The following is a 24,538-nucleotide window of genomic DNA, read 5'->3' on the forward strand; positions in this document are numbered from 1 at the left end:
GCCCGGCCGGGCCCGGCCACGCTTCAGGGCACGGTCAGGGTCGCCGAGCCGATGAGGACCGGCTCGTTGGGATCGTTGAGATCGTCCCAGCGCCGGTAGAGGGTGAGGGTGGTCTCCCCCGCGACGTCCACCAGGCTGAAGCTGATGTCGTAGAGGCAGTCGCAGCCGGCGACGGCCTTCGGGGTCAGATCCCGGGGCTGGACCAGCAGGTCGATACTCTGACCCGCGCGCCGCTCGAAGGCCTCCACCTCCTGCTCGCAGCGGAAGTGGGCCTCCTTGTACTCGACCTGGATGCCGCCGCCGCCCACCGCCGCCTCCAGGCGCTCGTCGTGGGTGCCCTGGTAGGGATCACCGGCGCACTCGGCCTGGACCAGGCCGTCGATGCGGGTGGCCTCCTCCCAACCCGAGGGCAGCGAGCCGCCGCAGGCGGGCAGGGAGAAGATCGTGAGCAGGAGAGCGGGAACGACGAGGTTTCGCATGGTCCCATTCTAGCCCGATGCGCCCAGGCGTCCGCCGAGGGCGGCCACCAGGAAGAACTGCACCCGCCGCTGCAGCCCGGGAGCGCCGCTCTCCCGGCTGCCGGCGACGTTCAGCACCCGCACCCCGTGCTCGGCGCAGAAGTCGATGAAGCGCCCGGCCCAGCGCTCGTCGTTCCGGGAGAGGTCGACGTGGAGGAGCGGCCGGCCGTGACGGCGGGTCAGCGAGGCGGTCAGGGCCGAGCCGCCGGTGGGCTCCCCGTAGGTGAAGAGCACGGTGGCGTCGGCGGCCAGCACGTTCCTCTCGGTGCGGACCGCGTAGTCGCGCTCCGGGGTCTCCTCGAGGTGGTACCGCTCGGGGATCCGCCCGTCCTCGGCGCGGCGGCCGGCGGGGCAGGCGCCGCCGTGGGAGAGACCGAGGAAGAGGGCGGCGTCCAGGCCACCCCGGTCGGCGCCCGTCTGCCCGCCGGAGATGATCTTCTCGACGCTCACGCCCCAGAGACTACCGTAGGGGGTGAGGAGAAGGAGGTGGTCGCACGATGAAGGCGATGGTGCTCGAGGGCGTGGTCGATCTGCGCCAGGACCGCGAGCCCCTGAGGCTCGTGGAGCTGCCCGAGCCCGAGCCGGGCCCCGGTGAGGTCCGGCTCCGGGTCCGGGTCTGCGGGGTCTGCCACACCGAGCTCGACGAGATCGAGGGGCGCCTGAAGCTCCCCCGCTTCCCGGCGACCCTCGGCCACCAGGTGGTCGGCACCGTCGATGCCCTCGGAGCGGGGGTGCGGGGCGTCGCCGAGGGGGAGCGCCTCGGGGTCGCCTGGATCCACTCGGCCTGCGGCGCCTGCGAGCACTGCCGGCGCGGCGAGGAGAACCTCTGCGCCACCTTCCAGGCCACCGGGCGCGACGCCCCCGGCGGCTACGCCGAGAAGCTGGTCGTCCCCGCCGACTTCACCCACGCCCTGCCCTCCCAGCTCTCCGACGAGGCCGCCGCGCCCCTCCTCTGCGCCGGCGCGATCGGCCACCGCTCGCTGGCCCTCTGCGATCTCGCCGACGGAGACCGGCTGGGGCTGACGGGCTTCGGCGCCTCCGGTCACCTCGTCCTCAAGCTCGCCCGCTACCTCTACCCCTCCACCGAGATCTACGTCTTCGCCCGGGATCCGGTGGTGCGCGACTTCGCCCGCTCCCTGGGCGCGACCTGGTCGGGCGACACCCAGGAGGCCCCGCCGGTGAAGCTGCGGGCCATCATCGACACCACCCCCGCCTGGACGCCGGTGGTGGCGGCCCTCGCCCACCTGCAGCCCGGCGGCCGGCTGGTGGTGAACGCCATCCGCAAGGAGGCCGCGGACAAGGCGGCCCTCCTCGAGCTCGACTACCCCCGCCACCTCTGGCTGGAGAAGGAGCTCAAGACCGTGGCCAACGTCACCCGCGCCGACGTGCGGGACTTCCTCTCGGTGGCCGCCGCCGCGGGCATCCAGCCCAAGACCGAGGTCTACGCCCTCGAAGACGCGAACGCCGCGCTGCTGGCCCTCAAGGAGAAGCCAACGCGCGGCGCGCTCGTGCTGAGGGTCTCCGGCTAGGAATCAGCCAGCGTCCCACCAGGCGTCGACGACCTCGAGGTCGGAGTCGAGGGTGTAGGTCACCGTCTCGGTGATGCCGCCCTCGGGATCGATGACCCGGCCCACCTGCACGCTGGCCTCGGTGACCACGGTGCCGTGCCCGGTGACCTCGGCCCAGTAGAAGCGGAAGTCCGCGGAGTAGCAGCCCCAGCCCGAGGAGGGGTCGCAGACCCTGGACTCCTCGGCGAGGACGATGAGGCCGTCGACCGCCTCCTGCAGGTAGGTCGGCAGGGCGGCGTAGCTCTCGTAGAGGGTGGTCGTGTCGGGCTGGATCCAGCCCTTGTCGTAGGCGCAGTCGGTCAGGCGGGAGAGGTTGTAGACGCCCACGTTGTTCACGTCGGCGATCTGCTCGAGGGTGTCGAAGACGCCGTTGCGCCGGAGCTTCTCGCGGATGATGTGCTTGGCGGCGTCGCTCTGCAGGCCGCAGTCCACGTCGAGGACCTGCACGGTGGTGAGCGCGGAGTTGACCAGCCAGACCGTGCCCTTGCGCTCGTACTCGGAGAGCGAGGCGATGTAGGCCTCCTCGTCGCCATCGAGGATGGCGGCGCGGCCGACCGAGGCGCCGGACTCGAAGGTGCCGGCCGAGCCGCAGGCGGTGAGGAAGAGGGCGAGGGCGAGAGACGAGAGAGCGAGGCGCATGGGGAGCTCCTGGACCGAGGGTTTCGACTCGGCGCGTCAGAGAGCAACCCTCGTGCCATCCCAAGTGCCTGAAAATACGAGACCGGAGCCGTCCATACTCTGATCGATCGCCTGGATCGATCAGGACGTGGACGCTCCGATCCCGGCCCCCCCCTCGGGGACCCCCCCTAGCGGCAGAGGGGCGCCATGGCCAGGGCCTCCTCGAAGAGGACCCGGTGCTCCTTCAGCCGCACGTCCACCACCGCGCCCTCGCGTTCGACGCCCGCCAGGTCGCGGAAGCGCAGGCTGGCGCGCTCGACCTCGCAGTTGCCCCGCTCGTCGCAGCGCGGCTGGCTCTGGTGGCTCAGGGCCAGGGAGAGCAGCCCGGCCGAGCGCAGGCTGCGCAGCTCGGCGGGCTGGCTCCGGCGATCGCCGTTGGCGTCGGCCCAGAGCAGCAGGCGGTAGAAGGCCGGATCCCGCCGGTCGATCTGCCCGTCGCCGTTGGCGTCGAGGGCCGCGAGGGCCTCGAAGCCGTTCGCCGCCGGCCGGCCGTCGATCAGCACCGCCGAGCCGAAGAGCTCCTGCCCGGAGGTGATCGCCCCGTCGCCATCCCGATCGAGGGCCAGCCAGGGGGTGACCGCCGAGGGCCAGTCGGTGCGCAGCACGGGCGTCCGGCCGGGCGCCGCCAGGTCGAAGCGGCTCTCCCCGTCGTCGGGGAGGAAGCTCACCCGCTCGCCGCGCCCGAAGACGACGACCAGGGGGGTGGTGCAGCCGTGGGTCTCACAGCCGGAGCTGTCGACGCAGTAGTACTCGGTGTAGCGGTCCTGGTGCAGGCGGGTGAGCACCTGCCCCTCGCAGCGGCTGGTGACCCAGTCGCGGATCATGGTCTCCCAGCGGGTGGGCGAGGGATCGACCCGGCGCGAGCACCAGGCCTCGAGCCAGGCCTGGGAGCAGCCCCCCGAGTTGCCGGCGGCCAGGCAGGCCTGGAAGTCGTCGCCCAGGTGGCCGTTGCAGTTGCCCTTGCTGTCGTTCGCCTCGCAGGTCAGCTTGTCCTCGCAGACGGCGCAGCTCGGATCCGCGGCGCAGTCGGGGTCGTCACAGTCCAGAAGGCCATCGCAGTCGTCGTCGCTGCCGTTGGCGCAGTACTCGGCGCCGAGGTCCTGGCAGACCGCGCAGGCCGCGGCGCCGTTGCAGTCGGGATCCTCGCAGTCGATCGCGCCGTCGCAGTCCTCGTCGAGCCCGTTGCTGCAGTGCTCACCGCCCGGCTCGGGCTCACAGAGGTCGTCGCCGCCGCCGGGATCCCCGCCCCCCGGGAGGTCGTTGCCGCCGCCGGGCTCGCCGCCCCCGTCGGAGGAGGCGCCGCCCCCCGCGATGTCACCGGCGCTGGAGAGGCGCTGCCCTCCGCTCTCGATCGTCACCTCGCCGCCGCCGCAGCCGGGGGTCAGCAGGAAGGAGGGGACCAGGAGAGAGATGACGAGGGGCAGGAGGAAGCGCGGAGAGAGGGAGGGGTTCGCTCTCACGTCCTGCTGCCACCGATCGCCAGTCTTCGTCGTCATCTCTGCCTCCTGGGTTCCCACCCCGGAGGTGCTTGCAAGGTTGGATCCACTCCCCTTGCTCGCATGCGAGGCCGTGATTCCAGGACCTTGGCCCTCCCGGTCGGGCCGGGGGGTCCGGGGCCTCCTCCCCCCGAAGGCGGGGTCCCCACGCCTCAACCCCCGGCCGGCCGCCGCCTCGACGTGGCGCATTGACAAGGTGCGGCAGGATTGCGGAAAAGTCGTAACTTCGAGCTGCCCGGGAGCAGCAGCGCACGATCTCAACCCCGGCCCCGCGAGGGTCCGGACAACATGCGGGTACATCGGTGGACTACGAGAAGTTCTTCGGCGAGCAGATCGAGCAGCTCCAGGACGAGGGCAACTACCGGATCTTCGCGGATCTGGAGCGGATGGCCGGGGAGTTCCCCCGGGCGAAGGCCCACCACGGCGACTCGGTGGACGAGATCGTCGTCTGGTGCAGCAACGACTACCTGGGCATGGCCCAACACCCGGAGGTCCTCGCGGCGATGGTGGACGCGACCGAGCGCTACGGCGCCGGCGCCGGTGGCACCCGCAACATCGGGGGCACCCACCACGAGATCGTGCTGCTCGAGCAGGAGCTCGCCGACCTCCATCAGAAGGAGGCCGCCCTGGTCCTGACCTCGGGCTGGGTGGCGAACCTCACCGCCCTGTGCACCCTCGGCGCCAAGCTCCCCGGAGCGGTGATCGTCTCGGACGCCTGGAACCACAACTCGATGATCGAGGGCATCCGGGCGGGCCGCTGCGACAAGGTCGTCTTCCGCCACAACGACGTCGACCACCTGGAGCTGATCTTGAAGGCCCTGCCCGAGGGCACGCCGAAGATCGTCGCCTTCGAGTCGGTCTACTCGATGGACGGCGACATCGCCCCCATCGCCGACATCCTCGAGGTCTGCGAGCGGCACGGCGCCCTCTCCTACATCGACGAGGTCCACGCGGTGGGCCTCTACGGTGAGCGGGGCGGCGGCGTCTGCGAGCGCGAGGGCCTGATGGACCGGGTGGACGTCATCCAGGGCACCATGGCCAAGGGCTTCGGCGTCATCGGCGGCTACGTCGCGGGCAGCCGCAAGATGGTCGACTTCGTCCGCTCCTTCGGGCCGGGCTTCATCTTCTCCACCGCCCTGCCCCCGCCGGTGGCCGCGGCCTGCCGGGCCAGCGTGGCCTGGGTGAAGGCGCACCCGGAGATCCGGGAGAAGCACCAGGAGCGGGCCCGGGCCCTCTCCGACCGCCTCCTCTCCGCCGGCCTGCCGGTGATGGTGAACCAGAGCCACATCGTCCCGGTGAAGGTGGGCGATCCGGTGCTCTGCCGCCGGGCCAGCGACCTCCTCGAGGAGCGCGGCCACTACGTCCAGCCGATCAACTACCCGACGGTGCCCAAGGGCACCGAGCGCCTTCGCTTCACCCCCTCGCCGAACCACGACGAGCAGATGATGGGCAGCCTCGAGCGCGCCATGGTGGCGGTCTGGAAGGAGCTGGGCCTGCCCCTCTCCGGTGCGGAGAGCTCCGCCGCCTGAGGTTGCCCATGCGCCCGGTCTCCCTGCTCCTTCGCCCCCTCCTCCTCGCTCTCCTCGTCAGCTCGGGCTGCGCCAACCTCGGCCGCAACATGGTCGAGGGGCACTTCGCCCGGCAGATGAAGAAGGCCGAGCTCGCGGCGAAGCGCCTCGAGATCGACGGACAGCCGATCGCCTACGTCGAGGGCGGCGACGCCGAGGGACCGGTGGTGGTGATGGTCCACGGCTTCTCGGGCGACAAGAGCAACTGGTACGCCTTCGCCCGCTACCTCGCCGAGGATCACCACCTCTACGCCCTGGACCTGCCGCCCTTCGGCGAGAGCCCCGAGCTCCCGGGCCGCCCCTACGACATCCGCACCCACGCCGCCGCCCTGGCGAGCTTCCTCGCGGCCGTGGGCGTGGAGCGCGCCCACCTGGTGGGCAACTCGATGGGCGGCCACACCATCGGCCTCTTCGCCCTCGAGCACCCCGAGCAGGTGATGAGCCTGGCCCTCTTCGACGCCGCCGGCGTCCGCTCGCCGGTGAAGAGCGAGGCCATGCGCCTGGGCGAGGAGGGGAAGAACCCCTTCGAGATGCAGGAGCTCGAGGACGTCGACCGCCTGATGGCCCTGACCTTCGTCGACCCCCCGATGATGCCCGGCCCGGCGAAGCGCTACTTCTTCGAGCAGCGGCGAGCCCGGGATGCGCTGAACGCGCGCCTGCTGGAGGACTACCTGGCGAGCTACGTGGACCTCCAGCCCGACCTCCCGAAGATCAGCGCCCCCACCCTCGTCCTCTGGGGCGACGGCGACCGCATCACCGACCCCTCGGCGGTGCAGGTCTTCGCCGACGGCCTGCCGAACGAGACCGTGGTGATCATGGAGAAGTGCGGCCACTCCCCGATGATGGAGCGGCCCGAGGAGACGGCCCGGCACTACCGGGCCTTCCTCGCCTCGCTCGCGGCGGGCGACTAGGGGGTGTCCGCCCACGCATCGGTCGTTCGACCGATGCGATCGGGGTGAACCTTTCGCCGGGGGGGCGCGCTTCCCTGACGAACCCCAACCAAGGAGCACCCCATGTTCACGAAGATCCGCAAGAGCCTCCGCGACGAGTCGGGCCAGGGCATGACCGAGTACATCATCATCGTCTCCCTGATCGGCATCGCCAGCATCGGCGTCGTCAGCCTCTTCGGCGACAACGTCCGCGCCCTCTTCGCCGCCGCCGGCGACGGCATCGCCGGCAACGAGAACCGCTCGGTGAACACCCGGGAGGACGGCGCGAAGTACGAGGTCCACCAGAACCTCAAGAACTTCTCCGAGGGCAACGGCGCCTAGGCGCCCGCAGAGGGCCGCGGCTCCCGCCACATCAGCCAGGTGGGGGGAGCCCCCCGGCCCAGCACGACCTCCTCTCGCACCCGGTAGCCGTGCCGCTCGTAGAGCGGCAGGTTCCTGGGTGTCGAGGTCTCGAGGTAGGCGGGCATCCCCTCGGCGTCGATCCGGGCGTGCATGTGCTCGAGCATCGCGCTGCCCAGCCCCTGCCCCTGCGCTTCCGGGGCGACCCCGAGCACGTAGAGGTAGTAGTGGGGCTCACGGGGGTGGTGGCGCTCCAGGCGCAGCTGCACCGCCGTGAGGTAGGGCACCCGCAGGGGTCCGCCGTACCTGCTGACCACCGGCAGATAGGAGAGCACCCCGCGCAGACCCAGGTGGGCCGCGCCCGGCGGCGCCCAGAGGGCGCAGACCGTCTTCTCGGGAGTCGTCTGCGCGATCCCCCGGATCAGGTACTCGTCGAAGCCGGCGGTGTAGAGGGCCAGGCGACCCTCGTCCCGCTTCGCGTCCTTCCGGCAGGTCCAGAGGACCAGGGGGTCCTCGGCGAAGGCGTCCGAGAGCAGACCTCCCAGGCGTCCCCGGTCGGCCGCGGTGGCCGGGATGATCTCGGGAGCCCCCATGGGTGCGAACCTAGCAGAGGGCCGACCGAGACCCTCAGTTTCCGGACGAGCTAGAGCCGGGTGACCACGCCCGAAGGCCAGTCGATGAGGCAGAAGTCGGTCTCGCTGTCCTCGTTCGAGATGGTCCGGGTGTCGGTGTAGACGAGGCGGCCGTCGAGGCGCACCTCCACCGTCACGTTGTTCGCGCCGGGGTAGAGGCTGCCCGGGTAGTCGTGGACCATGACCTTGTACTGGCCCGGCGCCGGGGAGGCGATGTTGATGTTCTCGGGGCCGGTGCCGTCGATGTCGTCGAGCTCGAGGGCGGGATCGTCGTCGATCAGGTTCTGGGTGCCCCAGTCGGGTCCGGGGCCGTCGCTGATCTCGCAGTTGGCGAAGTAGCAGTCGCCCTCGCTGCGGGGCGTGCCCCCCGGGGCGATCAGGTGCAGGTCCATGTCGTCGCCGGGGAAGGTCCAGTGCATGGCCACCCAGAGGGCCTCGGCGGGCTCGGCCAGGAGGGTGGCGGTGCAGGTGTCGGAGAGCCCCGCGTCGTTGGTGACGGTCAGCTCACCGACGTAGGGGCCGGCCTGATCCGGGGTGAAGCCGGGGCAGTCCGGGGCGCCCGCGCAGTTGGCAGAGAGGTTCACCGCCGAGCCGGCGGGCGCGCTCTGGATCCGCCAGCTGTAGGTCAGCGGGCGGCCGTCCGGATCGTGGGAGGCGTTTCCGATCCAGGTCGCCGAGGCGAAGGGGGGCGCCACCGTGTCCGGCGTGACCGAGCAGACCGCCACCGGCCCCTCGGGGGGCGGGATCGCCTCGAGGGTGGCGGTGCAGCTGCCGGTCAGGCCCGAGGCCGAGGTGACCGTGAGGGTCGCCTCGTAGAGGCCCACCGCGTCGGGGACGAAGGGCCCGCACTCCATGGTGGAGGCGCAGCCCGGCAGCAGCAGGGTCGAGTCCTGGGGGCGGGCGGTGAGCTGCCAGCTGTAGCCGACGATCGCCGTGCCGTTCGGATCGTGGGAGCCCTCGCCGGTGAAGGAGGCCCCCTCACCCACGTGGACCGTCCCCGGGATCACGTTGCAGACCGCGATGGGGTCATCGATGACCACGCCGGTGCCGTCGAGGGGGATCTTCAGGGGGTTCTCGTCGGGATCGTTGCTGGCGATCTCCAGCACCGCCAGGTAGCGGCGCGCCTCGGCGGGCCGGAACTCGAGGGTGAGGTCGGCCAGCTCGTTCTGCGCGAAGGCGTGGGCCGAGACCGGATCGTCGGTGACCAGGTAGGCCGCCGCGCCGTCACCGGTGACGGTGACGCTGCTCACCTCGAGGAGCCCCTCGCCGCGGTTGCCGACCCGGATCTGCACCGAGCCACCCTCGCCCACGCGCAGCACGCCGAAGTCATGAATATCGGGGCGCGAGACGATGTCGGGGAGCAGCGGCGGCTCCGGCGGAGCCTCGAAGCCGACCAGCTCGTCGTCACCGCAGCCGCCGGTGAGCAGCGAGAGCGAGAGCAGGAGAGAAGCGGTGAGCGAGACGAGACGAAGCGGTGCGCGATTCAAGTCAGGTCCTCCCAGGTAGGCCACGAAGTCCGGTTCCCCCCGGCTTCTCGAGGACTCCTTCCTAGCCTCCCGGACCCCGATCGCACCACCGATCCCTGCGCCGCCGGCGGCGCTCCCGCGCCTCGCCCGGCCCCGCCCCGGCCCCCCCTGAAAAAGCGCCGATCGCCAGATGGCCTCCTTTGGGGCTCTTGCGGCTCGATCTCGGGGGGCAGGACCGTACTTGGAGAAAAGGGGGAGGAAATGTGAGCCTCATCACAGCCCTCCTTACATGTACGGAGAGGTGCCTCGCAGGCCCACGATCGAGCACATCCTCCGGCTCTCTCGTTTCGAGGCACTGCCTCGAAGAGGGAGGGGTCGATCTGGCCCACGACGAGACAGGCGCCGGCTGCCCACCACCGGATTGCAGGGGCTTGGCGCGACGGCACGCCGGTTGCTCTTGCTGGCAGGCGTGAGCACGCCAACCAACCAGCAGGAGGCAGCGGCCATGGCCGAGCGCGAGATCCGGGAGCGGGACATCCTCGTGGCCCCCCACGAGTACGCCTACGTACAGGACCTCACCAAGGGCGACATCGTCCTCTACGTGGGGCCGACCAAGATCAGCCTCTCGAACACCGAGCGGCTGGTCGTCTTCGAGGAGGGTCGCTTCGTCCCGGTGCGAGGTGACGACGCTGCCCGGGGCGTGCACGAGTTCGTCGCGGCGAGCTCCTCCCAGTACATCGTCCTGGAGAACCCGCCGAAGCAGTCCGACGCCGCGCCGGTGAAGGGCGCCAACTCGTCCGCCGAGCTCCTCGTCGGCCGGAAGGTCATCGTGCCGGGGCCCGCCGAGTTCCCCCTCTGGCCCGGGCAGCGCGCGAAGGTCGTCGACGGCCACGAGCTGCGCGAGGACGAGTACCTGGTGGTGCGGGTCTACGAGCAGGGCGAGGGCAGCGAGCCCATCGGCAGCGAGCACATCGTTCGCGGCGCCGACGTGGCCTTCTACATCCCCGAGACCGGGCTGGAGGTGGTGCCCCTCCAGGGCCGCTACCTGCGCCGGGCCTGGCGGCTGCAGAAGGACCGGGGCCTGCACCTGCGGGTCACCCGCCCCTTCGTCGCGGCGGAGGGAGAGGCCGTGCCGCCGGGCGAGTACCGGGCGGGCCAGGATCTCTTCCTGCGCGACCGCGAGGGCTACTTCTTCCCCAGCGAGAGCCTCGAGGTGGTCGAGGAGGTGAGCCGCATCGCGCTGGCCGAGAAGGAGGGGGTCTACCTGCGCGATCGTGCCACCGGGAAGATCCGCTGCGTCGAGGGGCCGGTGAGCTACCTGCCCGACCCCACCCAGGAGGAGCGGGTCGTGCGCCACCTCTCCGAGGAGAAGGCGCGGCTCTACGGCCTCGCGCGGGGCGGCGACCCCCACGCCCCCTCGATCACCATCCCCCCGAGCACGGCGGTGATGGTGACCACCAAGGATCGCCGCGAGGTGGTGAGCGGACCCCAGACCCGCATCCTCGCCTACGACGAGGAGCTCGAGGTCCTCACCCTCTCCACCGGCCGCCCCAAGCAGGACGAGGCGCTCCTCTCCACCTGCTTCCTGCAGATCGAGGGCAACCGGGTCTCGGACGTCGTGCGGGTCACCACCGCCGACCACGTGAAGCTGCGCCTCACCCTCTCCTACCGGGTCAGCTTCACCGGTGAGCCCGAGCGCTGGTTCAACGTGAAGAACTACGTGGGCCTGCTCTGCGAGCACCTCGGCTCCCTGATCCGCGCCGCCTCCCGCAACGCCAGCATCGAGAGCTTCCACGAGCACGGCGCCGAGATCCTGCGCAGCGCCATCCTGGGAAAGCGGGGCGAGAAGGAGCGGCGGGAGGGGAGGGTCTTCGAGGAGAACGGGATGTGGGTCTACGACGTCGAGGTCCTGGAGGTGGAGATCCTCGATCAGGCGGTGCGCGAGCTGCTGGCCGACGCCCAGCGCGAGACGATCGTCTCCCAGATCGCCCGCAAGAAGGAGGAGCTGCGCCTCGGCGACGAGAAGCTGCGGGAGGCGGTGAGCCGGGAGATCCAGGCCGCGCAGCGGGAGACCGCCGCCGCCGCCCTCGAGCTGGAGGCCGCCCGCGCCGAGGTCGCGCGGGCGAGGGCCGAGAGCGCTGCCGCCCTCGAGGGGCTGCGCAGCCGGGCCGCCGCCGAGCGCGAGGCCGAGGCCCTCGAGCGGATGAGCGCCGCCCGCTTGCAGGCCGCCGAGCGCGAGGGTGCCCTGGAGGCCAGCCTCCTCGAGTCCCGCACCGCCGCCTTCCGGGAGCAGATGGAGGCCATGAGCCCCCAGCTCATCGCCACCCTCGAGAACCTCGGCGCCCGGCAGCTGAGCGCCGAGCTCTCCCGCAATCTCTCACCCCTGGCCATCCTGGGCGGGGAGAGCGTCGCCGAGGTGGCTGCCCGCCTCCTCGACGCCCTGCCGCTGGGCCCGGGCGCGGCGCCGGCGGGGATCGCCGAGGTGCTCCGGCTCGGGGGCGAGGGCGGAGAGGGCGCCTGACCTACTCGCCCTGCCCGGCCACGGTCCACTGCACGCCGGGCGGGATCAGGCCGGGCGCGGGCTCGGGGTCGGGGGAGGGGATCGCGGCGATGCCCTCCATCTGGCTCATGACGACGATCCGGAAGAGGTCGTGCCAGGCGAGGGTCGCCCAGACCCGCACCCCCGGCGCCGCCGGCAGCCCCTCCGGGCCGGTCTCCAGGCGCAGGTTGTAGTGGAGCACCCCCTGCCCCGAGGCCGGCACGAGGTGAATCCGCCGCCCCGGGGTCAGCCACTCGGGGGCCCGGGAGAGCTCGGCGGCCACCAGCTCGACCTGCAGCTCGTCGGTCTCGGAGGCGATCTCGAAGATCTCGGCCCGCACGCCGCCCTCGAGGTCGATCACCCGGCCCACCTCGAAGGGGACGACCTCGGCCTCGGGGGCCGGGGCCTCCACCACCTCGATCGGCACCAGCGGACCGGCGGGCGTGGCGACCACCGGCGTGACGATCGCGGGGTGGCCCTGGCGGGGACAGCAGTGCGGCCCGGGCGCGCTCCAGACCTCGGCCATGGTCATGCCGAAGAGGAGCCCGAAGAGGGCGGCGGCGACCCGGTGGCCGATGGCGAGGAAGAGTGATCTGGACATCGGTAGCCCCGAGGATAGCACAGCGCGGCACCGTCTACGGGCTGGGCACGATGCCCCCACGGGAGTAGGGTCCCCCCTTCGCTCCAGCGACCGCAGCAAAGAGGAGCTCGCATGAGCAGCAACGGAACGAAGGGCAGCAGCAAGGGTGCCAATGGCGCCCTCCAGGCGACCCCCGAGCGCGTGACCACCGGCCCCATCCCGGGCTCGAGCAAGGTCTATGTCGAGGGCGAGCAGGCGGGCGTCCGCGTGCCCTTCCGCAAGGTCGAGCTCTCCCCCACCCGCGAGGGAAGGGGCGAGGACACGACGCTGGTCCCCAACCCGCCGGTCTTCCTCTACGACACCTCCGGCCCCTACACCGACCCGGCCGCCACCATCGACGTCCACGTCGGCCTGCCGGCGCTGCGGGAGGCCTGGATCGAGGCGCGGGGTGACACCGAGCTGATCGCCGGCCGCGCGGTGAAGCCCGTCGACGACGGCCGCAAGGGCGACGCGGACGACGCCCCCCGCCCCCCCGAGATGAAGCAGCGCCGCCAGCAGGTGCGGCGCTCCACCGGCAAGCCCGTCACCCAGCTGGCCTACGCCCGGCGCGGGATCGTCACCCCCGAGATGGAGTTCGCGGCGATCCGCGAGAACCTCCTGCGCCAGCAGCTGAAGGCCGGCCTCTCGGTCCTGCCGGACGCCGAGCGCGAGGCGCGCCTCGCTGGCGAGGCCTTCGGCATCGACCTCTCCCAGGAGATCACCCCCGAGCTGGTCCGCGACGAGCTCGCCCGCGGCCGGGCCATCCTGCCGGCGAACATCAACCACCCCGAGAGCGAGCCGATGGTCATCGGCCGGCGCTTCCTCACCAAGATCAACGCCAACCTCGGCAACTCGGCCATCACCTCCTCCATCGAGGAGGAGGTCGAGAAGATGGTCTGGTCGATCCGCTGGGGCGCCGACACGGTGATGGACCTCTCCACCGGCCGGGACATCCACACCACCCGCGAGTGGATCCTGCGCAACGCCCCGGTGCCCATCGGGACCGTGCCCCTCTACCAGGCCCTCGAGAAGGTCGGCGGCGTCGCCGAGGACCTCACCTTCGAGCTCTTCATGGACACCCTGGTCGAGCAGTGCGAGCAGGGCGTGGACTACTTCACCGTCCACGCGGGCCTGCGCCTGCGGCACATCCCGCTGACCACCAAGCGGGTCACCGGGATCGTCTCCCGGGGCGGCTCGATCATGGCCAAGTGGTGCCTGGCCCACCACAAGGAGAGCTTCCTCTACGAGCGCTTCGAGGAGATCTGCGAGCTGCTGGCGCAGTACGACGTGGCCTTCTCGCTGGGCGACGGCCTGCGGCCCGGCTCGCTCGCCGACGCCAACGACGAGGCGCAGTTCGCCGAGCTCGACACCCTGGGCGAGCTGACCAAGCTCGCCTGGAAGCACGACGTGCAGACCATCATCGAGGGCCCCGGCCACGTGCCGATGCACCTGGTGAAGGAGAACGTCGACCGCCAGCTCGAGGTCTGCGGCGAGGCGCCCTTCTACACCCTCGGGCCACTCATCACCGACGTCTCCCCGGGCTACGACCACCTCTCCTCGGCCATCGGCGCCGCGATGATCGGCTGGTACGGCACGGCGATGCTCTGCTACGTGACGCCCAAGGAGCACCTGGGGCTGCCCGACCGCGACGACGTGAAGGAGGGGGTGATCGCCTACAAGGTCGCCGCCCACGCCGCCGACCTGGCCAAGGGCTTCCCCGGCGCCCGCGCCTGGGACGACGCCATGAGCAAGGCCCGCTTCGAGTTCCGGTGGGAGGATCAGTTCAAGCTGGCCCTCGACCCCGAGACCGCGAAGGCCTTCCACGACGAGACCCTCCCGGCGGAGGGCGCGAAGAGCGCCCACTTCTGCTCGATGTGCGGGCCGAAGTTCTGCTCGATGGAGATCACCCAGGACCTGCGCGAGCTGGCGAGGGCCCAGGGGAAGGCCGTCGAGGAGGCCCGCAGCGAGGGGCTCACCGAGCGGGCCCGCGCCTTCGAGGACGAGGGCGGCGAGATCTACCTACAGCGCTAGAGGCACTCGAAGGTGACCTCGAACTTGCCCTTCCAGTCGTGGTTGGTCTCGACGAAGACCTCCCAGTCGCTCCCCTCGTCGCCGGCCTGGGCCGGGAACTCGTAGCTCTCGGTGCGCTCCACCGCGCTCGGCGCGAAGGTCTGCCCGAAGAGGTGCGGGCGAGCGCCGCCGTCCTCGTAGACATCCACCGTCAGCGAGCCGCTCTCGCCCATCAACGTGATGAACACCTCACCGCCGCCGTCGCAGGAGAAGATCTTGCTGGCGTGGTAGGTGCCGGACCCGTGGTACTTGAGCGCCCCGCAGGCCGCGAGGGCGACGAGGGCGAGAGAGGCGAGGGCGAGGCGGGGCAGGCGCTTCATGGATCGACCTTTCGGGGATGGGACCCGGAGGGCGAGGTCCCCCGGGCTCGTCGCCCGCCATCCTGACAAAACCGGGCCGGAGCTTGAACCTCCCGTGTCTCCGGCTGCGCACCCGGGGAGCACTTTGCTAGGGTGCGCGCCATGAGCGCTGCACCGAAATCGATGCTCGTCGGCTACCTGCTGTGGTTCTTCCTCGGCCCCCTGGGAATCCACCGCTTCTACACGGGCCGGTGGATCTCCGGGATCATCTGGCTCCTCACCGGCGGCGTGCTGGGCATCGGCTGGCTGGTCGACGCCTTCCTGACCTACGGCATGGTCAACGACCCCCGGTGAGCGTCCTCCTCGATCCGGCTCGCCCCTCGCTCGCGCTCGCGCTCGCCCTCGCGCTCGGCCTCTCCCAGGGATGCAAGCGCGATCCCCTCGGCGACCCCGTCCTCGCCTTCGAGTCCGCCGACCCCCGCATCGGCACCGGCGGCGGCGGCTTCGCCCAGGGGCAGGCCTTCCCCGGCGCCGCCCTCCCCTTCGGGATGATCCGGCCCGGGCCCGACACCAACGGCCCCCTCCTCGGCCGCGCGGGCTGGGCTCACTGCGCCGGCTACTGGGCCTTCGACGACTTCATCGACGGCTTCTCCCAGACCCACGTCCACGGCACCGGCGTCGAGGACCAGGGGCTCATCCTGGTGATGGCCACCGACGGGATGAGCGCCGCCAAGCGCCGGGAGAACGGCTACGGCTCCTTCTTCGACGCCGAGAGCGAGCACGCCGAGCCCGGCTACTACACGGTGACCCTCACCCCCTCCGGCATCCGGGCCGAGCTCACCGCCACCGAGCGGGTCGCCTTCCACCGCTACACCTTCCCCGCCACGGTGGCCGAGCCCACCCTCGTCATCGACGCCGGCCACGGCATCGGGCGGGACGGCAGCCTCGGCGGAGAGCTCAGCGTGGATCCGGCCACCGGGCGCATCACCGGCCGCATCCTCTCCACCGGCCGCTTCACCGGCACCGGCGGCGCCTACGACCTCCACTTCGCCCTCGAGCTCGACCCGCCCCCCGCCGGCCTCGGGGTCTTCGACGACGCCGACCTGCAGCCGGGCACCACCGTCAGCGGCATCCGGATCGGCGCCCACGCGGCCTACCCCACCGGCACCACCGAGGTGCGGGTGAAGGCGACGGTCTCGGTGGTCGACGCCGCTGGCGCCGCCGCCAACCTCGACTCGGGCGCCCGGCAGGACTTCGACACCGTCCGCTTCGGCGCGAAGGAGCGCTGGAGTGACCGGCTGCGGACCATCGAGATCTGGGGGGGCAGCGAGGCCGACCAGCGCACCTTCTACTCGGCCCTCTACCGCTCGCTGATCATGCCGACCCGCTACGACGACGGCGACGGCCGCTCGCTCGGCGTCGATCGGGTGGTCCGTGACTTCGCGCCCTTCTACTCGGACCTCTCCCTCTGGGACACCTACCGCACGGCGCACCCCCTCTACGCCCTCCTCTGGCCCGAGGACGCGGCGGCCTTCGGGGAGAGCCTGCTGGAGATGAACGATCGGCTGGGCTACCTGCCCCGCTGGCCCCTGGCGATGAACGAGCACGGCACCATGATCGGCGCCCCGGCCTCGATCGTGCTGGCCGAGAGCGTGCTCAAGGACCTGCCCCTCGACGCCCACCGGGTCTGGACGGTGCTCGAGGCCGAGGCGGACCTCGGTAGCCCCCGGCCCAACCACACCACCCACGCCCGCTGCGCCGAGGTGGGCTTCTGCCCGGCCGACGAGATCGGCGGCGGCGTCTCGAAGGCCGTCGAGTACGGCTGGGCCGACTTCGCCGTGGCCCGGCTGGCCGAGGAGCGCGGCGACGCCTCCCTCGCCGCCGCCCTCGACGCGCGCTCGCTGATCTACACCGCCCACTACGATCCGGCCTCGGGCTTCCTGCGGGGCAAGAACCTCGACGGCAGCCTCACCGAGGCCGACTTCGATCCCACCCCCTGGAACGACGCCTTCGTCGAGGGCAACGCCTGGCAGTACCTCTTCTCCGCGCCCTACGATCCGGTGGCGCTGGTGGAGATGATCGGCGACCGCGCGGCGCTCCTCGAGCGCCTCGACGAGCTCTTCGTCCTCTCGGAGGGCACCGAGCCCATCGTCCTGGGGACCGAGCCCTTCTTCGAGCCCGACCCCTACTACTGGCACGGCAACGAGCCCGACCTGCACTACCCCTGGCTCTACGCCCTGATGGGTGAGCCGGGCCGGGGCGCCCGCTGGATCGACTGGGTGCGGCGGCGCCACTACGACGACACCCCCGACGGGCTGGCCGGCAACGACGACGCCGGGACCCTCTCGGCCTGGTACGTCTTCTCGGCGCTCGGCCTCTACCCCCTGGCGGGCAGCGACCTCTACCTGATCGGCACGCCCCTCTTCGAGCGGGCGCTCGTGCACCTGCCCGGCGGCGATCTGACGATCGTCTCCGAGCCCTTCGAGAAGAAGGGCGAGCGCGGGGTGGCGGTGCACTCGGTCACCTGGAACGACGAGCCCCTCACCGACCCCTGGCTGACGCACGCTCAGCTCGCGGCCGGCGGCGAGCTGCGCTTCCTCACGAGTCCCTTGCCACCGAGCCCGGACGCGGAACCTCCGGAGTGGGGGGCAGGGCGTCCCTGGAGTCCCCGGCCGGACCGCTAGGCGACTGCGGCAGCGCGATGGCCAGGAGCACCAGCCCCGCCCCGGCGAGGCCGGTGGGGCCGACGGTCTCACCCAGCAGCCAGTAGGCGAAGAGGGCCGCGAAGACCGGCTCGCTGGCGAAGATCAGCGAGGCGCGCGGCGCGGTGGTGTGGCGCTGGTAGCGGGCCTGCAGGAAGAAGGTCAGCACCGTCGCCGCCACCGCGCAGAAGAGGACCGCCTTCACCACCGCAGGGGTGATGGCCGGCCAGCCGGCCGGCGCCAGGGGCAGGGTGATGAGGGAGCAGGCCGCCAGCCCCACCACCTGGAAGAAGGCCAGCGAGGCCGCGTCGCGCCCCGAGTCGCTGCCGTCGGCGTGGGTGGTCATCCGCTGGAGGAGCTGGGTGTAGACGGCGTAGGAGAGGGCGCAGCCCAGCACCCAGACGTCGCCGGAGGTCAGCCCCCCGCGCTCGGGCTCGGAGAGGAGGTAGAGCCCGGCGGTGGCGATCCCGGCCGAGAGGAAGGCCCGCGGCCCGGGGCGGCCGGTCCGGAAGAGGGGGCCGATCAGCGGCACGATCACCACCGCGAGCCCGGTGATGAAGGCGGCGCGGCCGGCCGGCACCGTGCGCAGGCCGATCGTCTGGGTCACATAGGAGAGGAAGGCCACCCCGCCGAGGAGCAGCCCCGCGGGCGCCTCGCGGGTCAGGGAGCGGGGCGAGACCCGGAAGAAGAGGAGCACCGGCAGGAAGGCCAGCACCGCCGTCGTGAAGCGCAGGGGCAGGAAGTGCAGGGGCGCCACGTCGGCGAGCGCCTCCCGGATCAGCGGGAAGGTCAGCCCCCAGGCCCCGGCCACGCCCACCAGGGCGGCCTCGGCCCGCCTACGGCCGCTCATAGGCGCCGGCGTCCCAGCAGTCGGGGGCCGTGCCGCTCTGGCAGACGTTGCGGGCGGCGCCGAGCAGGTCGGTGCTCACCCCGTAGGCCGTGAGGTCCATGCCGATGTCGAGGGCCGCGGAGGTGGCGTCGAGGCGGTAGTCGAAGAGCTGGTAGCTCGCGCCCGCCAGCACGAAGGGCCGCAGGTCGCCCAGCACGGTGAGGGTCGTGGCGGAGTTCGCCAGGATCGGGAACTGGTGCACCGTCGCCGTGTCCGCCTGCACGAAGCGCCCGGCGTGCTCGCCGGCGGTCCAGCCGGCGTCGGCGTCGGTGAGGGTGGTCTCGACGACCTGGGGATCCCAGCTGACCTCGTCCCAGGCGCCGCTGGCGGTCCCCGGCACGGTGACGAAGCCGGGCGCGGCGTCGACGACCCCGGCCCCGAGCGCGCAGGTCCCCTGGCCCCCACAGCCGAACCCCTCGAAGAGGGAGGCCTCGACCTCGATCACACCGGCGGCGGTGTTGCACCAGAGATCGGAGCCCGGCTCGTGATCGGCCAGGACGCTCCCGTAGACGCGGGAGAGGTTGCCCCGGTTCCAGAGGATCCCGCCGTAGGCCGTCGGGAGGTTGTTCGCCACGAGGTTCGAGTCGTGGGAGGCCGCGTTGGCGAAACAGAGCGTCTGCTCCGCGGCCTCGTTCCCGGCGACGACCGTCCGGCGCAGCTCGGTCGCGCTCCAGTTCGACATGAGCGCTGCGCAGCGGTTCCACTGGACGTCGTTCCAGGTCTCGTTGGCGACGAAGGAGCAGTCCTCGAAGACCACCGACGACTCGTGGATCCGGGCGCCGCCCCCTTCCGTGCGGGCGGAGTTGCTGACGAAGGCGGTGTTGGCCACCCGCACGTTCTGTGCGCCGACGGCGAGGAAGCCACCGCCGTCGTCGTCGACGATCTCGTAGTCTCCGAAGCGGCCCTCGGCCCGCCCACCGGTCACCACGAAGCCATCGAGGGTCGAGTTGCTCGTGGCGGTGACCACGTGCCAGACCTGCTCGGCCGAGTCGGGGCCGGCGTGGCCGTCGAGGATGGTGCGGTTCGTCCGCCAGTCACGCTCGGCGCGGGTCTGCTCGGTGCCGGCGAAGCCACCGTAGAGGGCCACCCAGGGCCGGAGCGCGATCGTGTCGGTCGGGTGGTCGTCGTAGACCCAGTAGTGCCCGGCCCGCACCCAGACCTCGCAGTGCTGCCCGTAGCCCGCGGCCCGCTTCGCCGCGAGCGCGATCCCGGCGTCGATCGAGGGCAGCGCGCCGGCCCAGGACTCGCCGTCGCAGCCGGTGCAGGTCGCCGCCGGATCGACCATCACCCGGCAGGTGCCGCAGTCCGTACCGGTCCAGCTCGGCCGGCAGACGCACTGCGACCCGTCGCAGTCCTGGTGAACTCCGCAGGCAGGGTCGCAGGCCACCAGCTCGCAGAGCCCGTCGAGGGGCTCAACCTCGGCGTCGAGAGCGCAGGCCCGCGCCACCTGCCCGCTCGAGTCGTCGCAGACCTCGTGGGGCTCGAGGGGCGGCAGGGCGATGTTGTCGCAGCCGGGCAGGCAGCTGCCGTCCCGATCGTGGTCCTGGTAGCCGGCCCGGCACCAGCAGCCGCTCATCGGCTCCTGGTAGCCACAGACCCAGTCGGGCTCGACCTGACACTGGAAGCAGCCGTCACCCGGAAGATCGTTGCCGTCGTCGCACTCCTCGGCGGCGCCGAAGCCGTCGACCCAGGCGAAGCCGTCCCCGCAGAAGGCCTCCTGGCAGGTCCCCTGCGGACCGCTGGGGCAGGCGTCGTTGATCGAGAGGTTGCCGTCCTCGCAGCCCTCCCCCGGATCGAGGGTCGTGTTGCCGCAGGCCGGCTCTCCACCCCCGGGGAGGGCGAAGTCCCGATTGCAGGCGGACAGGGCCAGGAGCAGCAGGGGGAGCCGGGCGGTTCTCACCCTCCGAGCCTAGAACGAGATCCGGACTCCCGAACAGCCTCGGGCTCCCCGAGCGGCGCCGCGACGAAGTAGCCGTAGGTGTAGGCGTCGGAGAAGCGCTCGAAGAGCGCGATCTCCTCCCGGGCCGTGGCGGCGATCTCGCCGGCCACCGGATCCTCCGGCAGGTCGCGCACGAGCTCTTCGATCCTCTGCCGCATGGGCGCGTAGTACTCGTCCCACCAGGCCGAGGGAGGCAGAGGGAAGGACGCCAGGGACGCGTAGCCCGCCGCCTCGATCTCGGCGCGAACCCCGGCCTCGTCGGTGATGGCCGGATACTCGGCCTCCCACCACCGGCGGAGCTCCGGCGGGGGATCGGGCACCCGCCAGATCGCCTCGGTGAAGATCACCACGCCTCCGGGAGCGAGCAGCCGCCTCCAGGCCTCCAACCCCACCCGCACGCCGAGGTTGTAGATCGCTCCCTCCGAGCAGATCAGGTCCTGGCTGGCGGGCTCCACCGGCGGGGAAGCCATGTCCCCGACCTCGACCCGCACCCTCCCGGCGAGGCCGACCTGCTCGATCCGCTCGCGAGCCCGCGCCACCAGCGGCGCCGAGAGATCGAGGGCCAGGATCTCGGCGCCGGGGAGCGCTGCCGCGAGGGCCAGGGTCTGCGCCCCCGGGCCACAGCCCAGATCGAGCACCCTCGCCGGCGCCTCACCCGGGACGAGCGCCAGGGCGCGGCGGGTGTGCGCGTCCGCACCAGGACCCGCCCGGGGCAGCGTCCCGTAGACCCGGAGGAAGAGCGCCATGGTTCGCGGATCGGCGAGGTCCATGGCGGTCAGGGTAGCACCGGGGATCCCCGGCTGCTCAGCCCAGCGCCTCGGCCACGGCCCGGAGCAGATCCTCGCTGCGGACCGGCTTGGCCAGCAGCTTGAACTCCTGGCGGAGGAGGCCGGGATCCAGCTCGCGAGGCAGATACCCGGAGCAGACGACGATGGGGCGCCCCGGGTAGCGCTCCCGGAAGTCCGCCACCAGCCGGTGGCTCGGATAGCCGGGCATCACCCCGTCGGTGAAGAGGAGATCGATGTCGGCGTGGAGCTCCACCAGGCGCCGCGCCTCGTCCCCGTCGGCGGCCTGGAGGACCTCGAAGCCCGCTTCCTGGAGGATCGCGCAGAAGACGCTGCGGACCAGCTCGTGATCCTCGGCGACCAGCACCTTCCCCCGGCGCTCCCCCGAGCTGGGCGCCGGCGCCCGCGCGGGGCTGCCCGGCGCGCTCTGGAGCGGCCAGCGGACCTCGAAGCGGGTGCCCTCCCCCGGTGCGCTCTGCACCGAGAGGCTCCCCCCGCTGCGATCGATCAGGTGCCGGACCGCGGCGAGGCCGAGGCCGGTGCCCCGCCCCTTCTCCTTGGTGGTGAAGAAGGGCTCGAAGGCCTGCTCGAGGGTCCGGGCGTCCATCCCCACGCCGTCGTCGGCGACCACCAGGGTCACGCGCTCCGCGTCCCGCGAGGTCCGGACCGTGAGCCGCCCTCCCGCCGGCATGGCGTGGATCGCGTTCTGGGTGAGGTTGAAGACGATCCGGTTGAGATCCCGCACCTGGGAGAGGACGTGGCAGCCCGGCGCGAGCTCGAAGTCGAGCTCGATCGAGCGGGGGGCGCGCCGCTCGACCAGCCGCAGCGCGCGCTGGAGCGTGGACGAGAGCTCCACGACCTCGTCGGCCCCCGTCACGATGTCCGAGTCGGTCGTGAACTGCTCGACCAGGGTCTCCGCGTAGTCCGCCGCCATCTCGAGATCCAGGACAGCCCGGCGGCGGCCCGCCTCGTCGAGCATCTCGAAGCGCTCCAGGATCCAGGTGCTGGAGACGAGGGTCTGGATGGCGTTGTTGAAGTCGTGCACGACCGCCCCGGCCAGCTGACCCATGTCCTCGATCCGGGCGGTCCGGGCCTCCATCTGCTGCAGCCGCTCGACCTTCTCGCCCTCCTCCTCCCGGAGGGCCTGCGCGGCCTCGAGATCGGCGATGGCGTGGGTCATGTCCTCGATGGTGCGCTGGGCTCCCCGGAAGACCCCGAAGGTCAGCACGCCGCTGCAGGTGAAGGCGGTCCCCAGCATGAAGGCGACCCTGAACCAGTTGCGGGCGTGGACCGGCGAGAAGTCCTCCAGCGGCACCGACAAGATCCCCTGCTGGTGCAGGAGGCCGCCGGCGAGGAAGAGGAGGGCGAAGAGGGCCAGGAGCGAGACGATCATCCACCGGCGGCTGAAGACCGCCGCCAGGGCGGCCACCAGGCTCAGGAGCGCCACCGAGATCGCGGAGAGGAAGCTGTTGAACACCAGGAGCGGCGCGGCGACGCAGAGGATGCTCGCGTAGAGCAGCCCGTTGCGTACTCCCCGGCCGAGCCCCGGCACCCAGCCGCCGATGGCCCCGAGGATCGCGGCGCCCGCCACGCCGAAGAGCGAGCGCAGCAGCACCGCCCGATCGAACTGGATGAAGGGATAGGGGGCCAGCGCGACGAAGTAGAGCACCGTGAAGACCCGCAGCATCTTCTGGACGAGCCGGTGGGACCAGTCGTCCAGATCCTCGGGCGCGGCGGGGGCCACCGGCCCGGGGAGCGGCGCGGGGGTGGCCTCGGCAGGAGCGGCGCCGATCGACGGCCCTCGCGAGACGACCGCGGCCGGGGTGGGGATCCCGGCGAGGGGGGCGGGCTCCCGGGCGGGCGCCTCGCTCGCCTCCAGATCCGGGAAGAGAGCCCGGACCCTCGTGCCCTCTCCCACCTCGCTCTCGATGGCGAGGGTGCCGCCGAAGGCCTCGACCAGCCCGATGGCGGTCGAGAGCCCCAGCCCCGAGTGCTTCTCGGGGCTCCGGGTCGTGAAGAAGGGCTCGACCGCCCGGCGCCTCACCTCCTCCTCCATCCCCTCTCCCGTGTCTCGCACCGAGACCTCCACGTAGCGCCCGGGAGGGATGGGGGTGATGGCATCGAGGGGCGTCTCCGCGAGCTCCCGGCGCTGGACCCGCACCTCGATCGTGCCGCCCGCCTCCACGGCGTCGGAGGCGTTGAGCACCAGGGAGAGGAGGACCTGCCGCAGCCCCTCGGGGCTGAGCTCGGCGAGGCAGCCCTCGTCCGCGGAGATGGTCACCCGGACGTCCTCCCGCAGGGCGCTGATCAGCCCCTCGCGGTGGCCGAGGACCTCCGCCCCCACGTCCACCCGCTTCGGCTCGACCGGGTCGCGACGGCTGAAGGCCGTCAGGTCCGAGAGCAGGGTGACGCCCTGCTCCGTGATCTGCTGGATCCGCCGGGCGAGGCGCTGCGCCGCCTCCGGCGTCGCCTCGGCGCGCAGCTCGTCCACGGCGAAGCGCACGACCGTGAGGATGTTGTTGAAGTGATGGGCGAGGCCGTGGGCGAGGTGCCGGATGGCCTGGGAGCGGTAGCTGTCCCGCAGCTCGTCCTCCCGCGCGGCCCGCTCGCTCCGCAACGCCTCCGATCGCATCGTCTCCGCGGCCGTCTCCTCGAGGAGCTCCCGGGTCGAGGCATGGAGGCGGCGCATGCTCGTCATCGCGAAGCGGAGCATCGCGACCATCACCGAGGTGATCAGCAGGAAGAGGGTCCCCGAGCGCAGCCAGTGATCCAGCACCGTGGGGTCGATCGCCCGGCCGTCGATGTCGAGGACCCCGGCCCGGATCAGCGCGCCCCCCGCCAGGAAGGCCGCCGTGATCCCGGCGGCCACGACGTAGAACGCCCGCCGTCCGAGGAGCAGCACGGCGAGGGAGACCAGGAGGAAGCTCGTCGCCGTGTTCACCGGGGTCCAGCCCAGCTGGAGGATGAAGACCACGAGGGCGAGCGCGAGGCTGCTGACCAGGTACCAGCTCCGCAGCCGCTGGGTGACCCCGGGAGCCCGCAGGAGCAGCACCCCGAGGAGGCCGACCCCGAAGGCGATCCCGACCGAGGGGAGATAGGTGCGCGGCAGCCAGAAGACGGCGACGAGGGGGATGAGGACGAGGCCGCCGACCACCAGGCGATAGGCGGTGCGAGAGAGCCGCAGCTGCCAGTCGCGCAGGTCGCTCGCGCCGGTGGCTCCCTCCAGCCCGACCATCAGTGCCCCCAGACCTCGTCGATGAAGAGCTCGAGGCCCCCGAAGAAGACCTGGCCGATCAGGACGACCAGCCCGAGGAGCGCCAGCAGGAGGATCCCGCTGACCACGACGCAGCCGGCGGTGCCGATCCCGAGGCCGAGGAAGAACTGGCGGGGCGTCTCTCCGGGGTGGATCCCGGCGGCCGCGAGCTCCTCCCCCGAGAGGGCCTCGACCTCGTCGGGAGGGCGTGGCGAATCGGTCATCAGG

General features: G+C 71.9%; 20 protein-coding genes and 1 pseudogene. 8 read left to right on the top strand and 13 right to left on the bottom strand.

Annotation, left to right across the window (positions count from 1 at the left end):
* Positions 1–23: 23 nt before the first annotated feature.
* Together P1V51_00720 and P1V51_00725 are read right to left on the bottom strand one after the other, a co-directional pair.
* Positions 24–479, bottom strand: coding sequence for a hypothetical protein (locus tag P1V51_00720; GenBank protein MDF1561529.1), 456 nt, complete (start codon positions 477–479; stop codon positions 24–26).
* Positions 480–488: 9 nt separating this feature from the next.
* A complete protein-coding gene (locus P1V51_00725; GenBank protein ID MDF1561530.1) occupies positions 489–968 on the bottom strand; it encodes a putative molybdenum carrier protein in 480 nt (159 codons plus the stop codon).
* Between the two features lie 47 nt (positions 969–1,015).
* Here P1V51_00725 and P1V51_00730 point away from each other — a divergent pair, with 47 nt between their 5' ends.
* On the top strand, positions 1,016–2,047 hold the full coding sequence (locus tag P1V51_00730; protein ID MDF1561531.1) for an alcohol dehydrogenase catalytic domain-containing protein: 1,032 nt from the start codon (positions 1,016–1,018) through the stop codon (positions 2,045–2,047).
* A gap of 3 nt (positions 2,048–2,050) precedes the next feature.
* Here the strand turns inward: P1V51_00730 and P1V51_00735 are convergent, their stop codons facing one another.
* A complete protein-coding gene (locus tag P1V51_00735) occupies positions 2,051–2,725 on the bottom strand; it encodes a hypothetical protein (protein MDF1561532.1) in 675 nt (224 codons plus the stop codon).
* 167 nt (positions 2,726–2,892) lie between these two features.
* Entirely contained in the window at positions 2,893–4,260 is a 1,368-nt protein-coding gene (locus P1V51_00740; protein ID MDF1561533.1) for a hypothetical protein, read from the bottom strand.
* Between the two features lie 302 nt (positions 4,261–4,562).
* Here P1V51_00740 and hemA point away from each other — a divergent pair, with 302 nt between their 5' ends.
* The 3 genes from hemA to P1V51_00755 all read left to right on the top strand — a co-directional run bounded on the left by hemA (position 4,563) and on the right by P1V51_00755 (position 7,099).
* Positions 4,563–5,789 (top strand): 5-aminolevulinate synthase, encoded by a 1,227-nt coding sequence (gene hemA / locus P1V51_00745; GenBank protein ID MDF1561534.1) that lies wholly within the window; start codon positions 4,563–4,565, stop codon positions 5,787–5,789.
* An 8-nt stretch (positions 5,790–5,797) separates the two neighbouring features.
* Entirely contained in the window at positions 5,798–6,739 is a 942-nt protein-coding gene (locus P1V51_00750; GenBank protein ID MDF1561535.1) for an alpha/beta fold hydrolase, read from the top strand.
* A 102-nt stretch (positions 6,740–6,841) separates the two neighbouring features.
* A complete protein-coding gene (locus P1V51_00755) occupies positions 6,842–7,099 on the top strand; it encodes a Flp family type IVb pilin (protein ID MDF1561536.1) in 258 nt (85 codons plus the stop codon).
* On the opposite strand, the gene P1V51_00760 is transcribed toward P1V51_00755, so the two are convergent.
* Together P1V51_00760 and P1V51_00765 are read right to left on the bottom strand one after the other, a co-directional pair.
* Positions 7,096–7,710, bottom strand: coding sequence for a GNAT family N-acetyltransferase (locus P1V51_00760; protein MDF1561537.1), 615 nt, complete (start codon positions 7,708–7,710; stop codon positions 7,096–7,098). The genes P1V51_00755 and P1V51_00760 overlap by 4 nt on opposite strands.
* Before the next feature lie 50 nt (positions 7,711–7,760).
* Positions 7,761–9,236, bottom strand: coding sequence for a choice-of-anchor D domain-containing protein (locus P1V51_00765; GenBank protein MDF1561538.1), 1,476 nt, complete (start codon positions 9,234–9,236; stop codon positions 7,761–7,763).
* Positions 9,237–9,684: 448 nt separating this feature from the next.
* Between P1V51_00765 and P1V51_00770 the strand changes: the two genes are divergently transcribed.
* Positions 9,685–11,736 carry a hypothetical protein gene (locus P1V51_00770; protein ID MDF1561539.1) on the top strand — a complete coding sequence of 684 codons (2,052 nt, stop codon included), beginning with the start codon at positions 9,685–9,687 and terminating at the stop codon, positions 11,734–11,736.
* 1 nt (position 11,737) lies between these two features.
* Here P1V51_00770 and P1V51_00775 read toward each other — a convergent pair whose 3' ends face one another.
* Positions 11,738–12,355, bottom strand: coding sequence for a hypothetical protein (locus tag P1V51_00775; GenBank protein ID MDF1561540.1), 618 nt, complete (start codon positions 12,353–12,355; stop codon positions 11,738–11,740).
* A 111-nt stretch (positions 12,356–12,466) separates the two neighbouring features.
* On the opposite strand from P1V51_00775, the gene thiC reads away from it, so the two are divergent.
* Entirely contained in the window at positions 12,467–14,404 is a 1,938-nt protein-coding gene (thiC, locus tag P1V51_00780; protein MDF1561541.1) for a phosphomethylpyrimidine synthase ThiC, read from the top strand.
* Here the strand turns inward: thiC and P1V51_00785 are convergent.
* Complete coding sequence (locus tag P1V51_00785; GenBank protein MDF1561542.1) at positions 14,401–14,763, bottom strand: hypothetical protein; 363 nt, start codon at positions 14,761–14,763, stop codon at positions 14,401–14,403. The two genes, thiC and P1V51_00785, sit on opposite strands and share 4 nt — an antisense overlap.
* Positions 14,764–14,904: 141 nt before the next feature.
* Here P1V51_00785 and P1V51_00790 point away from each other — a divergent pair.
* Together P1V51_00790 and P1V51_00795 are read left to right on the top strand one after the other, a co-directional pair.
* Positions 14,905–15,066 (top strand): annotated as a pseudogene (locus P1V51_00790) (NINE protein).
* A gap of 26 nt (positions 15,067–15,092) precedes the next feature.
* Positions 15,093–17,426 carry a GH92 family glycosyl hydrolase gene (locus P1V51_00795; protein ID MDF1561543.1) on the top strand — a complete coding sequence of 778 codons (2,334 nt, stop codon included), beginning with the start codon at positions 15,093–15,095 and terminating at the stop codon, positions 17,424–17,426.
* On the opposite strand, the gene P1V51_00800 is transcribed toward P1V51_00795, so the two are convergent.
* The 5 genes from P1V51_00800 to P1V51_00820 are packed head-to-tail and all read right to left on the bottom strand — an operon-like array spanning position 17,341 to position 24,534.
* Complete coding sequence (locus P1V51_00800; GenBank protein ID MDF1561544.1) at positions 17,341–18,294, bottom strand: DMT family transporter; 954 nt, start codon at positions 18,292–18,294, stop codon at positions 17,341–17,343. The two genes, P1V51_00795 and P1V51_00800, sit on opposite strands and share 86 nt — an antisense overlap.
* Entirely contained in the window at positions 18,281–20,233 is a 1,953-nt protein-coding gene (locus P1V51_00805) for a DUF4215 domain-containing protein (GenBank protein MDF1561545.1), read from the bottom strand. Before P1V51_00805 ends, P1V51_00800 begins: the two co-directional genes overlap by 14 nt.
* Positions 20,230–21,018 (bottom strand): class I SAM-dependent methyltransferase, encoded by a 789-nt coding sequence (locus P1V51_00810; protein MDF1561546.1) that lies wholly within the window; start codon positions 21,016–21,018, stop codon positions 20,230–20,232. Before P1V51_00810 ends, P1V51_00805 begins: the two co-directional genes overlap by 4 nt.
* Positions 21,019–21,076: 58 nt before the next feature.
* Entirely contained in the window at positions 21,077–24,292 is a 3,216-nt protein-coding gene (locus P1V51_00815; GenBank protein MDF1561547.1) for an ATP-binding protein, read from the bottom strand.
* A complete protein-coding gene (locus P1V51_00820; GenBank protein MDF1561548.1) occupies positions 24,292–24,534 on the bottom strand; it encodes a hypothetical protein in 243 nt (80 codons plus the stop codon). Before P1V51_00820 ends, P1V51_00815 begins: the two co-directional genes overlap by 1 nt.
* Between the last annotated feature and the right edge of the window lie 4 nt (positions 24,535–24,538).

This window comes from Deltaproteobacteria bacterium, assembly GCA_029210625.1.
Taxonomy (GTDB): domain Bacteria; phylum Myxococcota; class Myxococcia; order SLRQ01; family SLRQ01; genus JARGFU01.